Source organism: Streptomyces sp. Y2F8-2 (assembly GCF_014905555.1).
GTDB classification, from domain to species: Bacteria; Actinomycetota; Actinomycetes; order Streptomycetales; family Streptomycetaceae; genus Streptomyces; species Streptomyces cynarae.
In genome coordinates this window covers 391270-404508 of the sequence record NZ_BNGS01000005.1, presented here as the reverse complement: position 1 = coordinate 404508, position 13239 = coordinate 391270, and the positions used below count along the sequence as shown (strand labels likewise).

14 protein-coding genes are annotated in these 13239 nt (G+C 70.8%); 7 read left to right on the top strand and 7 right to left on the bottom strand.

Annotated elements, in window-relative coordinates; genetic code table 11:
- Window positions 1–21 precede the first annotated feature (21 nt).
- The 3 genes from ligD to SY2F82_RS19470 all read left to right on the top strand — a co-directional run bounded on the left by ligD (window position 22) and on the right by SY2F82_RS19470 (window position 3335).
- Complete coding sequence (gene ligD / locus SY2F82_RS19480; RefSeq protein ID WP_200420371.1) at window positions 22–1068, top strand: non-homologous end-joining DNA ligase; 1047 nt, start codon at window positions 22–24, stop codon at window positions 1066–1068.
- 210 nt (window positions 1069–1278) lie between these two features.
- Entirely contained in the window at window positions 1279–2226 is a 948-nt protein-coding gene (locus tag SY2F82_RS19475; RefSeq protein ID WP_200420370.1) for a multicopper oxidase domain-containing protein, read from the top strand.
- A gap of 71 nt (window positions 2227–2297) precedes the next feature.
- Window positions 2298–3335, top strand: coding sequence for a LacI family DNA-binding transcriptional regulator (locus SY2F82_RS19470; protein WP_200420369.1), 1038 nt, complete (start codon window positions 2298–2300; stop codon window positions 3333–3335).
- Window positions 3336–3343: 8 nt separating this feature from the next.
- Here the strand turns inward: SY2F82_RS19470 and SY2F82_RS19465 are convergent, their stop codons facing one another.
- Window positions 3344–4564, bottom strand: a complete 1221-nt coding sequence (locus tag SY2F82_RS19465) for a glycoside hydrolase family 64 protein (RefSeq protein ID WP_200420368.1) — start codon at window positions 4562–4564, stop codon at window positions 3344–3346.
- 205 nt (window positions 4565–4769) lie between these two features.
- On the bottom strand, window positions 4770–5570 hold the full coding sequence (locus SY2F82_RS19460) for a VOC family protein (RefSeq protein WP_200420367.1): 801 nt from the start codon (window positions 5568–5570) through the stop codon (window positions 4770–4772).
- Between the two features lie 336 nt (window positions 5571–5906).
- On the opposite strand from SY2F82_RS19460, the gene SY2F82_RS19455 reads away from it, so the two are divergent.
- Window positions 5907–6158 (top strand): WhiB family transcriptional regulator, encoded by a 252-nt coding sequence (locus tag SY2F82_RS19455; RefSeq protein ID WP_200420596.1) that lies wholly within the window; start codon window positions 5907–5909, stop codon window positions 6156–6158.
- A gap of 53 nt (window positions 6159–6211) precedes the next feature.
- Window positions 6212–6427, top strand: coding sequence for a hypothetical protein (locus SY2F82_RS19450; RefSeq protein ID WP_181139054.1), 216 nt, complete (start codon window positions 6212–6214; stop codon window positions 6425–6427).
- Window positions 6428–6460: 33 nt separating this feature from the next.
- On the opposite strand, the gene SY2F82_RS19445 is transcribed toward SY2F82_RS19450, so the two are convergent.
- The 4 genes from SY2F82_RS19445 to SY2F82_RS19430 form a co-directional block, all read right to left on the bottom strand.
- A complete protein-coding gene (locus SY2F82_RS19445) occupies window positions 6461–6928 on the bottom strand; it encodes a hypothetical protein (protein ID WP_200420366.1) in 468 nt (155 codons plus the stop codon).
- Window positions 6929–7131: 203 nt separating this feature from the next.
- Window positions 7132–8106, bottom strand: a complete 975-nt coding sequence (locus SY2F82_RS19440; RefSeq protein WP_200420365.1) for an acyl-ACP desaturase — start codon at window positions 8104–8106, stop codon at window positions 7132–7134.
- 247 nt (window positions 8107–8353) lie between these two features.
- Window positions 8354–9130: a dimethylargininase gene (gene ddaH / locus SY2F82_RS19435; protein WP_200420364.1), complete on the bottom strand. Its 777-nt coding sequence runs from the start codon at window positions 9128–9130 to the stop codon at window positions 8354–8356.
- A gap of 107 nt (window positions 9131–9237) precedes the next feature.
- A complete protein-coding gene (locus SY2F82_RS19430) occupies window positions 9238–10866 on the bottom strand; it encodes an ABC-F family ATP-binding cassette domain-containing protein (protein ID WP_200420363.1) in 1629 nt (542 codons plus the stop codon).
- Window positions 10867–11235: 369 nt separating this feature from the next.
- Here SY2F82_RS19430 and SY2F82_RS19425 point away from each other — a divergent pair, with 369 nt between their 5' ends.
- Entirely contained in the window at window positions 11236–12078 is an 843-nt protein-coding gene (locus tag SY2F82_RS19425) for an isocitrate lyase/phosphoenolpyruvate mutase family protein (protein WP_200420362.1), read from the top strand.
- 111 nt (window positions 12079–12189) lie between these two features.
- Here the strand turns inward: SY2F82_RS19425 and SY2F82_RS19420 are convergent, their stop codons facing one another.
- Entirely contained in the window at window positions 12190–12606 is a 417-nt protein-coding gene (locus tag SY2F82_RS19420; protein ID WP_200420361.1) for an SsgA family sporulation/cell division regulator, read from the bottom strand.
- Window positions 12607–12892: 286 nt separating this feature from the next.
- Between SY2F82_RS19420 and SY2F82_RS19415 the strand changes: the two genes are divergently transcribed.
- On the top strand, window positions 12893–13216 hold the full coding sequence (locus tag SY2F82_RS19415) for a plasmid stabilization protein (protein WP_200420360.1): 324 nt from the start codon (window positions 12893–12895) through the stop codon (window positions 13214–13216).
- Window positions 13217–13239 lie beyond the last annotated feature (23 nt).

The window sequence follows — 13239 nt, the reverse complement described above, 5'->3', positions numbered from 1 at the left end:
CGGGCGCCTACCGTGGCTCGCATGGGCGATGCGGTGGAGCTGGAGGTGGCGGGCCGGACGGTACGGCTGTCCAGCCCGGACAAGGTCTTCTTCCCGGAGCGCGGCTTCACCAAGCTCGACCTCGCGCAGTACTACATGGCCGTCGGACCCGGCATCCTGCGCGCCTTGCGCGACCGGCCGACCACCCTGGAGCGCTACCCGGACGGGGTGACCGGCGAGTGGTTCTTCCAGAAGCGGGCGCCCAAGAGCATGCCCGACTGGATCCCCACCGCGCACATCACCTTCCCCAGCGGCCGCAGCGCCGACGAGATGTGCCCGACCGAGGCCGGCGCCGTCGTCTGGGCCGCGCAGTACGGCACGCTCACCTTCCATCCGTGGCCGGTGCGCCGCGCCGACGTCGACCGCCCCGACGAACTGCGCATCGACCTCGACCCGCAGCCCGGCACCGACTACGCCGACGCGGTGCGTGCCGCCCATGAACTGCGCGCCGTCCTCGACGAGCACGGCGGGCTGCGCGGCTGGCCCAAGACGTCCGGCGGCCGGGGCCTGCACGTCTTCGTGCCCATCGAGCCCCGCTGGACCTTCACCCAGGTGCGCCGCGCCGCGATCGCCGTCGGACGCGAGCTGGAGCGGCGGATGCCCGAGCACGTGACCATCGCCTGGTGGAAGGAGGAACGGGGCGAGAAGATCTTCCTGGACTACAACCAGACCGCCCGCGACCGCACCGTCGCCTCCGCCTACTCGGTACGCCCGAGGCCCCACGCCCCCGTGTCGGCGCCGCTGCGCTGGGAGGAGGTCGACGACGCCGAGCCCCGCGACTTCGACCTCGCGACCATGCCCCGCCGGTTCGCCGAACTGGGTGACGTCCACGCGGACATGGACGACCACGCCTTCTCCCTCGAGGCGCTCCTCGAACTCGCCCGCCGCGACGAACACGACCACGGGCTCGGCGATCTGCCCTATCCGCCCGAGTACCCCAAGATGCCGGGCGAGCCGAAGCGCGTGCAGCCGAGCCGGGCACGGCGGCAGCCGAAACCGGAGACCCCCGAGGGCCCGGCCGCCTCCTGACGTGTTCTGACGTCCCCGGTGACCCGACCTGTTCTGAGGTCCCCTTGACCCGCGCGGAGGTCACCCACCCCACGACACTTATATGTCGTTATGTCGGCAATACGAAGAATCTGTCCTTTGTGCGGATAAGCTCGCGCTGTGCCGCTACCGGTCCGTTGTTCGCCCAGCGGCTCTTCTCCATGAATTGCGCACGAGGATGGGGAGTTCCGCATGGACAGACGCAGCTTCCACCGGCGGATGCTGATCGGTGGCGCCGCTGTCGCGACGTCGTTGTCACTCGCTCCTGAGGCTTTCGCGGACGGTGGGCCGCGGACGGCGCCCGCCGGTGGCAGGGAGAGGCACATCAAACTCTTCGCCGCGGAGCTCGGTAACGGACGGATGGGCTACGGCCTCGCAGGCAAGAAGGCGACCATTCCGGGCCCGGTGATCGAGCTGGTCGAGGGCGACACGCTCTACGTCGAGTTCGAGAACCGGCTGGACGTCTCGACGGGCCTGCATGTGCACGGGGTGGACTACACGATCAACAACGACGGAACGAAGCTCACCGAAAGTCTCGTGAAACCTGGCCGCAAACGCACCTACGTGTGGAAGACGCACGTCCCCGGCCGCCGCAAGGACGGCACCTATCGGGAGGGCAGCGCGGGCTACTGGCACTACCACGACCATGCCGTCGGCACCTCGCACGGCACCGGTGGCGTACGCGCGGGCCTGTTCGGGGGCTTGATCGTGCGCCGTCAGGGTGACCTCCTCCCCGACACCACGCACACCCTCGTGTTCAACGAGACGTCGATCAACAACGGCAAGGGGCACTCCGGACCCACCTTCGAGGCCGTCGTGGGGGAGCGCGTCGAGTTCGTGATGATCACGCACGGGGACGACTTCCACACGTTCCACCTGCACGGTCACCGGTGGGCGGACAACCGCACGGGACTGCTCACGGGTCCCGAGGACTCGAGCCAGCTCATCGACACCAGGGTCGTCGGTCCCGGTGTCTCCTTCGGCTTCCAGGTCGTCGCGGGCGAGTCGGGCGGCCCGGGCGCGTGGATGTACCACTGCCACGTCCAAAGGCACTCCGACAAGGGGATGGCCGGGCTGTTCCTCGTGCGGAGAGACGACGGAACGATCCCCGAATACGACGATTCGTCGCACAAGCACTAGGTCCGGGAGCGCTCTCAGTGGTGAGACGGCCGGGGCTATCCTGATCGGCAACCGCCGAGGAGGAGCTCCACGTGACCGAGACCGCGCCGCGCCCCACGCTGGAGGCCGTGGCTGCCCGGGCCGGGGTCTCCCGGGCGACGGTGTCCCGCGTCGTCAACGGCGGCGACGGAGTACGCGAACCCCTCGTCGAGCGGGTGCGCCGCGCCGTGGAGGAACTCGGGTACGTGCCGAACCAGGCCGCGCGCAGCCTGGTCACCAAGCGGCACGACGCGGTCGCCGTCGTGATCGCCGAGCCGGAGACCCGGGTCTTCGCGGACCCCTTCTTCGCCCTGCAACTACGCGGCATCAGCAAGGAACTGACGGCCCACGACTCCCAGCTCGTCCTGCTGCTGACGGAGGGCCGTGCCGACCACGCCCGGGTCGGCCGCTATCTCGCCGGCGGGCACGTCGACGGCGCGCTCGTCTTCTCGCTGCACCTCGACGACCCGCTGCCAGAGCTGGTGCAGCGGGCCGGGGTGCCCACCGTGTTCGGCGGGCGGCCGGGCTGGGGCGACGGCACCCGCAGCGCCGTCTACGTCGACAGCGACAACCGCGGCGGTGCCCGCGAGGCCGTGCGCCATCTCGTGGGGCTCGGCCGCCGCCGTATCGCGCACATCACCGGCGCCCTCGACCAGACGTCCGCAGTGGACCGACTCGACGGGTTCCGCGACGTGATGGTCGACGCCGACCCGGGGCTCGTCGTGGAGGGGGACTTCACGCCGGCGGGCGGCGAACGGGCGATGCGGGAGCTGCTGGGCCGCTGCCCGGACCTGGACGCCGTGTTCGCCGCCAACGACCTGAGCGCCTCGGGCGCCCTGCGGGTGCTGCGCGACGAGGGCCGCCGGGTGCCCGACGACGTCGCCGTCATCGGCTTCGACGACATGCTGCCGGTCGCCGAACAGACCGACCCGCCGCTGACGACGGTCCGCCAGGACATCGAGGAGATGGGGCGTTTGATGGCCCGGCTCCTGCTGCGCGGCCTCGACCGGCGCGGTGAAGAGCCGGGAGTGGGCGGTGCGCCGTCGAGCGTGGTGCTGCCGACGACGCTGGTACGGCGGGCGTCGGCGTGACGGCACGGTCATGAACCGACCGTCACCGTGAACCGGCGTGGGTTCCCGTCGTACGCCGCCCCCGACACGTCCGGCTGACCGTCCGGACGCACGTCGTCGTACGGGAACGCGTACCCGATCGGCGAGTTCGCGTGCACGATGCGCGCCCAGTGGTTGGTCACCGCGCCCTGGTAGTAGTCCGCGCTGGTCAGGCCGTTCGGCTGGTACGGGTGGGTGAGCATCAGCGAGCGGTTGAAGCCGGCGGCGAGACGCGCGAGCAGGGCCTTCCTGTCGTCGGGGTCGCCCGGGTTGTTGGCGAACGGCCCGTGGTCGCACGTGAACACGTCCCTGGAAGTGGGCTTGGAGAAGGTGTGCCCGCCCGTGAAGGTGAGCGTGTCGCCGGTGACCCGGCCGGTGAACACGCCCCGGCCCCCCTGGAGGTCGATCCTCAGGTCCGTGGCGCGGTACTTCGCCCAGACCTGGTCGATGTAGGCGGTCCACAGGTCGCGGAACGGCATCCGGTCGGGCTGGCCGAAGTACGGCGCCATCAGGTTCTGCGGGGAGACGGCGCGGAGCACCTTGCCGTCCGGGCCGTGGATCACCAGCTTGTCCCAGGGCTGCCCGTCCTTCGCGGCCTGGGCCGAAAGGGCCGAGGCGATCCTGTCCACGGCACCGTCGGGGAGCGGTGCGACGGTGTGGGTGGCGTCCCCCTCCAGGGTGAGTCCGATCGGGAGGGCGGTCACCAGGTCGACGTAGCTGATGTTCGCGTACAGCTGCGCCGAGTTGAAGGTGAACTCGCAGAACGACCAGGTCTTGCCGTAGTTGGGGTCGGCGGGGGTGGCGAAGGCGGGCTCCACCAGGGCCGGGCCCGGGTTGAGGAAGAAGTCGAGGGTGGCGTCCCGCACGAAGTAGATCCTGGCCCCGTACATCTGGGGAAGCGTCAGCACGGTGGGGGGCGAGCCCGCGGGGCCCAGCGGGATCGCACAGTCGACGGGGAGCGGGGTGTGGGGCGCGGAGGGGGAGCCCGGCCGGTAGACGCTGCCGTCGGCGCGCAGGAGCATCCAGTTGCCGGTCGACTGTTCGTGTCCCGTGACGTACGCCCGGACCGTACCAGGCAACGAGGCGTTGCGAAGGGCGAGTTGGCACGTGGCGGGGGCTGCCTGGGCGGTGGTGGGGGTGAGGGCGGCCGACCAGGCGGGGGATGTGGCAGCGGCGGTGGCCGCGGACAGAAACGCTCGGCGCGATATCACGAGGGGGCTCCTGGGATGTGGGGGGAGGAGGAGTGGTCCCACTGTTCCCAGGAGGAGTTGAAGCGTCAAGGGTTATGACTGAGAGCGCTCTCAAAAATTTTTGGCGTTCAAGAAGTGACAGCGTGGTGACCGCCTTTGAGGCGGAAGAAGCAGGGCGCGGCGCGTGCGAACACGACGTCGGCACCGCGCCCGGAGCCGACCGGCGTCAGCTCTGCTGCGGCTGCGGCGGTGCGCTCTTGATCACCGCGAAGCGGGCTCCGTACGGGTCGGCGAGCCGGGCGATACGGCCCACCCCTTCGATGTCCGTCGCGGGCGCCCGGACGCTGCCGCCCAGCTCCTGCGCCTGGCTCACCGTGGCGTCCGTGTCCGCGACCTCGAAGTACGGCAGGAAGTGCGCACCGGCCTCCGCTTCCGTGGGGTCGTCGGCCAGCGGGACGAGGCCGCCGAACATGTCGTCCCGGCCGCCGCCCTCCGGGTTGATGCACGTGTAGGTGCCGCCGGGGAAGGGGACGCCCTCGGTCTCCCAGCCGAGCACCTGGCGGTAGAACGCGGCGGCCCGGGCGATGTCCGGCGTGTACAGCTCGACCCAGCACAGCGAGCCCGGGTCGCCGGCCACCTCGATGCCCTTGGTGCGGCCCGGTTGCCAGATGCCGAACGGTACGCCGGCCGTATCGGCGAGGACGGCCATGTGACCCTCACCCATCACGTCCATGGGCCGCATGAGCACGCTGCCGCCGGACTGCTCGGCCGCCTTGGCGGTGGCCTCCGCGTCGGCACTCTGGAAGTAGACGGTCCAGGACGGCGGCCCCTGCTCCGGGGTGGTCTGCATGCCGCCGGCCGCGGTCCTGCCGGACAGTTGGAAGAAGCCGTAGCCGCCGGCGTCGGGGCCCGCCGACTGGAACCGCCAGCCGAAGAGACCGCCGTAGAAGGCGCTGGCGCCGTCGATGTCCGGGGTGCCGATGTCGAGCCAGTTCGGAGCGCCGTTGACGAAACGGGTGGTGAGCATCTCTGCCCTCCTTCGAGGGTTCCCGGTGCCTGCTCTGCCGAGTCTTCCACCCGCCACTGACAATCGCCGCCGGAATGACGCGGCGGGCTCCTGTGACGATGGGTACCGACAGGGTGCGCTCTCGTCACGGATTTCTCGGCGCGCCGCCGTGCGCGGCGCCGTGAGGCGAGGCCATCATCGGGAGCCGCACGAGGCCGTGAGCCCGACGAGGTCGTGCCCTGCGAGGCGGTGGGTTGTCAGTCGTCGTCCCCGGTCGTCGTGGGCCCGGGGGGCGGCCGGTCCGCCGTTGATCACGTGTTGATCGAACGTTTTTCGCCGCGCGGCACGATCTCGGCCATGCACATCGAAGCGATCATCGCGTCCGACATCCCCTGGCAGGCCCAGGCGCTCTGTGCGCAGACGGGGGGCGACTTCTTCTTCCCCGAGCCGGGCAGTTCGGTGCGGGAGGCGAAGCGTATCTGCGGGCTGTGCGAGAGCCGTGCCGCGTGTCTCGAATACGCGCTCACCCACGACGAACGGTTCGGCGTCTGGGGCGGGCTGTCCGAGAAGGAGCGCCTGCAGCTGAGGCGGACGTCGGGCAGCGAGTGAGAGCTCTCACCCGTCCGGATGCGCGGCCGGACGCCCGGGACGATGCTGGAGACATGTCCGGACGGGCTCCTGTCATCGTTCACCCGCCGTCGGGCACCGGCGGCCGCCGGGTGACCGCGCGCGGAGAGAGCCTTGGGGTGGCGTTCTCCGACGAGGACGTGATCGAGTTCCTCGGCCGGGCCGGGCTGCCCGACGCCGAGGACCTGCTCGACGACCCGGCGTGGGTGAAGTGGCGCGGCGCGGACGCCCACCACTACGAGGCCGCCTAGGACCGGGGAGCCTGTGGCCCGGGCGGTCGGGGGTCAGTCCTCGCTGACGGTTGCCAGGACGGCGAGCGTCTCGCCCGCCAGGCGCAGCGCGCGCCGCAGGACGACCGGGGAATGCAGCAGCCCGCTTCCGTCGGGCGGGACGATCCACTCCAGGGAACCGGCGGGCCGGTACGGCGGGGGCACGGCGACCCAGGCACCCCTGCTCGCATGGCGGACCCCGGCGCCGGCCCAGTGGCCGGGCGGATCCGGCGGCACGAGGAAACCCACCCTGAGCGCCGCCGAGTCCACCAGCGTCGGTCCGGGCGTACGCAGCGGGTCGTCCCACAGAATGTCCAGGGCGAGCAGCCCCAGGCGGCGCGGAACGCTCACCACGTCCCAGTGGCGTCCGGCCTCCAGCAGCACCGTGCCGTCGCCCCGCTCCCACTGCTGTGCGCAGGCGTGCGGGTCCGGTGCGGCGGCGGCCAGCCACTGGACGCCTCGCATCCACATCGGATTCGTCATGACCCGCTCCAGGGGCGCCACCCGGCCCGACCGGCCCGACCAGGCGTACGACAGGGACAGGCCGGGCGGGTCGGCCCGCGGGGACGTCCACCCGGCATATGCATCCTGAGGGATGCTCCAGTGCGGCGAACAGGGTGGCGCGGCGTGGCGTTTGCGGCGGATCCGGAGGCGGATACGGACTCGGATGCGGGTACCCGACGCGGTTACGCCTCGGCCCTGGCCGCCATCCGGGCCTTGCGGGCGGCCAGCTTCTCGTCGAACCGCGTGGCCTCGCTGTCGAGGCCGTCCATGAACAGGCCGAGTTCCTCCTGAGCCCGGAGGCCTTCGGGCCCCAGGCCGTCGATCTGCAGGACCTTCAGGAACCGGAGCACCGGCTGGAGTACGTCGTCGTGGTGGATGCGCAGGTTGTAGACCTCGCCGATCGCCATCTGCGCGGCGGCACGCTCGAAGCCGGGGATGCCGTGGCCGGGCATGCGAAAGCCCACCACGACGTCCCGCACCGCCTGCATGGTCAGGTCGGGCGCGATCTCGAACGCGGCCTGCAGCAGGTTCCGGTAGAACACCATGTGCAGGTTCTCGTCGGTCGCGATGCGGGCCAGCATCCGGTCGCAGACCGGGTCGCCGGACTGGTGGCCGGTGTTGCGGTGCGAGATGCGCGTGGCCAGCTCCTGGAAGGCGACGTAGGCGACGGAGTGAAGCATCGAGTGCCGGTTGTCCGACTCGAAGCCCTCACTCATGTGCGCCATGCGGAAACGTTCCAGCTGGTCGGGGTCGACAGCGCGGGAGGCGAGCAGGTAGTCCCGCATCACGATGCCGTGCCGGCCCTCCTCCGCCGTCCAGCGGTGCACCCAGGTGCCCCACGCGCCGTCGCGGCCGAACAACGTGGCGATCTCGTGGTGGTAGCTGGGGAGGTTGTCCTCAGTCAGAAGATTGACGACGAGCGCGATCCTGCCGATGTCGGTGACCTTCGACTGCTCCTTCTCCCAGGCCACGCCGTCCTCGAAGAAGCCCGGGAAGTTGCGGCCGTCGCCCCAGGGGACGTACTCGTGCGGCATCCAGTCCTTGGCGACCTTCAGATGCCGGTTCAGCTCGTTCTCGACCACTTCCTCCAGGGCGTACAGCAGCCGCGCGTCGGTCCAGACGGAGGGGCTGCCGAGGTGGGGAGAGGTGATCGTCACAGGAACTCCAGGGAGACGGGGAGGAACAGCGGTGCAGCCGGCGAGCGGTGCCGGAACTTACGGGATCGTAGGCTACGAATCCGTAGGTTACGAATCCGTAGGTTAAGGGCGCTGTAAAAGCCCTGCCCGTACGCCCGGAAGACCGCAAAGGGAGAACTCCGTCCGGCAGACGGAAGTCCCCGCCGACGCGACGTCGACAGGGACGAACGGGGATGAACGGGTACGAACGGGTGGCCGCTTCAGCCGGTCAGTCGTACAACTCCCGCAACCGCACCGACAGGCACGTCACACATCCCTCGAGCTTCTCGAACTCGCTGATGTCCACCAGGACCGGTTCATGACCGAGGTCGGCGAGCAGGTCCGCCGTCTTCGGCGCTGCGGCCGACATGAGCAGCCTGTCGCCGCCAAGCAGCACGACGTGCGCCCCGGGCTCCTCCGGCACCGGAAGGAAGCGCGGGAACAGCGACGGCTTGTCCACCAGCGGCACATGGCCGATGACCGTGCCGTCGGGCAGCGCGGTGACCGCCGACTTCAGGTGCAGCACCTTGGTGACGGGCACCGGGACCACCCGGGCGCCCAGTGGTTCGAACACCGCGCGCATCTGCCGGACGGCGGTCGCGTTGGTGCGTCCGCCGCGGCCGACGTAGATCGTGTCGTCGATCTTCAGGACGTCGCCCCCGTCGAGGGTGCCCGGCTCCCAGATCCAGTTCACCGAACAGCCCAGCCGGGCCACGGCCTCCTCGACGCCCGCCGTCTCCTCGCGCCGTGACTCGGCGCCCGGTCGTGTGATCAGTGCGACATTCTTGTACATCACCACCGCGTCCTCGACGAACACCGAGTCCGGGCAGTCGTCGGCCGGTTCCACCTCGATCGTCTCCCAGCCGTGCTCGCGCAGCGTCCGCGCGTACGCCTCCCACTGCTCGAGCGCGCGATCGACGTCGACCTTCTCCCGCTCGATGTGGGTCACCAGCCCCTCGGCCAGGCGCGGGCTGGGTCGGCGGATGAGGGCCTTCTTGCTGGGCACGTGCGGAACTCCGTCTCGGCTGATGATGTCGCCCGCCATCATGCAGGGCCGGGACCCGGGGACAAAGCCCCGGGTTCCGCCCCCGTCCGGGCCAGGTGCCGTTCCGGTCAGGGCCGGTCGGGCTCCCCGACGGCCTCCGGCGTGGTCTCCTTCAGCTCTCCGTCGAGCAGCAGCCAGCGTGTGATGCCGATCGACTCCAGGAACGGCAGGTCGTGGCTCGCCACGATCAGCGCGCCCTCGTACGACTCCAGGGCCGTGGTGAGCTGCCGCACGCTCGCCATGTCGAGGTTGTTGGTCGGCTCGTCCAGCATCAGCAGCTGCGGCGCGGGCTCGGCGAGCATCAGTGCGGCCAGGGCGGCGCGGAAGCGCTCGCCACCCGACAGGGTTCCGGCCGGCTGGTCGGCCCGGGTGCCGCGGAACAGGAAGCGGGCCAGGCGTGCCCGGATCCGGTTGATGGTGGCGGCGGGTGCGAACCGGGCCACGTTCTGCACCACCGTCAGCCCGTCGTCGAGAACGTCGAGCCGCTGCGGCAGGAAGCGCAGCGGCACATGCGCCGTCGCCTCGCCCGCCACCGGGTCCAACTCGCCCGCGATGGTGCGCAGCAGCGTGGTCTTGCCCGCGCCGTTGCGCCCGATCAGTGCGATCCGCTCGGGACCGCGCAGTTCCAGGCCGCCCTGCACACGGGCGCCGTACGTCAGCTCCAGGTCCAGGAGCGTCAGGACGGACCGCCCCGGCGGTACCGCCGTGTACGGCAGGTCGACGCGGATCTCGTCGTCGTCCCGGACCGCCTCGACCGCCTCGTCCAGTCTTTCCCTGGCCTCGGCGAGCCGCTCCTCGTGCAGGAGACGGTGCTTGCCCGCCGATTCCTGTGCGGCCCGTTTGCGTGCCCCCATGACGATCTTCGGTTCGCGCTTGCTGTCCCACATCTTCTGCCCGTACCGCTTGCGGCGCGCCAACTTCACCTGGGCGTCGACCAGTTCGCGCTTCTGCTTGCGCAGATCGGCCTCGGCGACGCGCACCATGCGCTCGGCCGCCTCCTGTTCGACGGCCAGTGCCTCCTCGTACGCGGAGAAGGTGCCGCCGAACCAGGTGACCTCCCCGGCGCGCAGATCGGCGATCTGGTCGACCCGGTCGAGGAGTTCCCGGTCGTGGCTGACCACGACCATGAGCCCGGGCCAGGACTCGACCGCGGCGTACAGCCGTCTGCGCGCGTACAGGTCGAGGTTGTTGGTGGGTTCGTCGAGCAGCAGCACGTCCGGGCGGCGCAGCAGCAGTGCGGCCAGCCGCAGCAGGACGGACTCGCCACCGGAGACCTCGCCGATGGTGCGGTCCAGCCCGATGTGACCGAGGCCGAGTTCACCGAGCGTCGCCTCGGCGCGCTCCTCCACGTCCCAGTCGTCGCCGACGGTCGTGAAGTGCTCCTCCGCCACGTCGCCCGCCTCGATGGCGTGCAGCGCGGCGCGCTGGGCGGCGATGCCGAGGGCCTCGTCGACCCGCAGGGCGGTGTCGAGCGTCACGTTCTGCGGCAGATGGCCGACCTCTCCCGCGACGCGCACGGTGCCCGAAGCCGGGGTGAGTTCACCGGCGATCAGCTTCAACAGGGTGGACTTCCCGGACCCGTTCGTTCCGACGAGTCCGGTCCTGCCGGAGGCGAAGGCGACCTGGAGGTCCTCGAAGACGGAGGTGCCGTCGGGCCAGGAGAAGGAAAGGGAGGTGCAGGTGATGGAAGATGACATACAGGCCTCGCGGTTGCTCAGGGGCGGGTGTCGGGCAACGCGTGTGAGACACCGCATGAGGCGACGGTCCGCGACGGAGGGAAGAGGAAGCTCCGCACCTGAAGGACGGCTCGAACGCCGAGGTCGCACGCGACGCACACAGACACGGGCAGTGCTGTGTGACGCGGTGTCTCAAGACCTCAGACGAGCAACGTCCTTCTCCTCCCGGCGGCAACAGAAGCGTTCAACACCGTACGAGGGGCCCGGGAGGGCGTCAACGCATTTAAATGCGCGGAGTCCGCCCCCTGTCCCTCGCCCTGGTCGTCCGCCCTACCCGCATGTCGGATTTCCGCCAGCCACCGGCCCCCGCCCGCTGGTTGACTCGTCCGTATGACGAACAAGATCTCGCCGCGCGAGCAGGCCCTCGCCTTCCGTTCCCTGCACGTGCCCGGTCGTCCGCTCGTGCTGCCCAACGTCTGGGACGTCGCCAGCGCGAGGCTCGTCGAGGACGCGGGGGCCGCGGCCGTCGCCACGACGAGCGCCGGGCTCGCCTGGGAGCTGGGCGCCGCCGACGGCGACCGGCTCTCCGGCGGCGACGCCCTCGCGGCCCTGACCGGGATCGCGGAGGCGGTGACCGTGCCGGTGAGCGCGGACATCGAGACCGGGTACGCCGATGACGCCGCGGGCGTCGGCGACACGATCAGGGCGGTGCTGGCGGCGGGCGCCGTCGGTGTCAACATCGAGGACGGCCTGTACGGCGGCGGCGCCCCGCTGCGCCCGGTCGCCGAGCAGGCGGCGCGCATCGCCGCCGCGCGCGAGGCCGCCGAGGCGGCCGGGGTGCCTGTGTTCGTCAACGCGCGCGTGGACACGTATCTGCGCGGTGCAGGAGGTCTGGAGGAGACCCTGGAGCGGGCCGCAGCGTTCCTCGCCGCCGGGGCGGACGGCGTCTTCGTCCCCGGGGCCGTCGACCCGGTGACCGTGAAGGCGCTCGCCGAGGGCATCGAGGGCCCGCTGAACGTGATGGCCGGCCCGGGCGCGCCCGCGGTGACCGAACTGGCCGCCCTCGGCGTCGCCCGGGTCAGCGTCGGCTCGGGCATCGCGCAGGCCGCCCACGCCCTGGTCCGCCGCGCCGCACGGGAGCTGCTCGACGCGGGAACGTACGACGCACTGGCCGACGGCCTCGACTACGGGGAGCTCAACGGGCTGCTGGGCGGGGACCGCCAGAAGGCCTGAAGGGATGCGGGGTTGTGACCGTGTCCGGCACCGCCGACTGGGCGCGACCGGCCACGGACGACCCGCACGCGACGTCGAAGCGAAGGACGGCGAGCGGGCGCACCGAGGAGTTCAGCACGCGTCCCGCATCAGTTCCGCCAGGTCGTGGTCCAGGTCGACCTGAAGATGCTCCAGACCCACCGGCACCAGCTCGGTGGTCCGCTGCAGGAAGCGCTCGATCTCGTCCGAGTGGACGTGCACCACGGCGGTGCCCTCCGGGGCGTGGAACTCCAGGACGGTGCGCGCGTAGCCGTACGGCCGCACCCGGACGTCCCCGTGCCCCTCCGGGCCCTCCAGGCCGGCGGAGAGGAGTTCGCGGGCGAAGGTCCAGCACACGTCCACACCCTCCAGGGTGGCGGGGGCGGGGAAGGTCATGCGGACGGCGAACGGGTCGCTCCGGTCGTAGTGGAGCACGGCCGGAATGCTCTGCATGCGTGGCGCGGCAGCGACGAGACGGGCCTCCACGGGCTGCTCGATGACGGTTGACAACGCCTTGCTCCCTTGTGACGGCTGGACGGACTTCGGGCGGATGAGGCCAGGCACTTGAAGAGACGATGGAATCGGCCAATCCGTGCACATGAAATGCGAGTGACCTCTGTCACCGAGTCCATGCCATCGGACGGCGCACGGTGAGGGCGATCACTCCGGTGTCCCGCGGTCTCGGACACCGGAGAGGACACCGCGCACGCGAGTTCGGTTCCCGGTCGGGCGGTGGCGGTGAACCGCGGCGAAAGGGGTACTCGGGGAACACGCATTCTGAGAGGAAGTGACGGTCATGCCACGCGGCTCGAGCCCCAAGCGGGAACGTCAGTACGAGCACATCAAGGAGAGCGCGCGCGACCGCGGGGAGAGCGAGGGGCGCGCCAAGGAGATCGCGGCGCGGACCGTGAACAAGGAGCGCGCCCGTTCCGGTGAGTCCAAGACCGCGAGCCGCACGTCCACCCAGGACAAGTCGTCCGCCAAGCGCGGCGGACAGCGCTCGGGCAAGGGCTCCCAGGGGCAGACGTACGACCAGCTGTACGAGGAGGCCAAGCGGCGCAACATCCGCGGCCGCTCGGACATGAACAAGAGCGAGCTGCAGCGCGCGCTGGGCAAGTGACGGCGGGCCGCGGGGTCGTACGC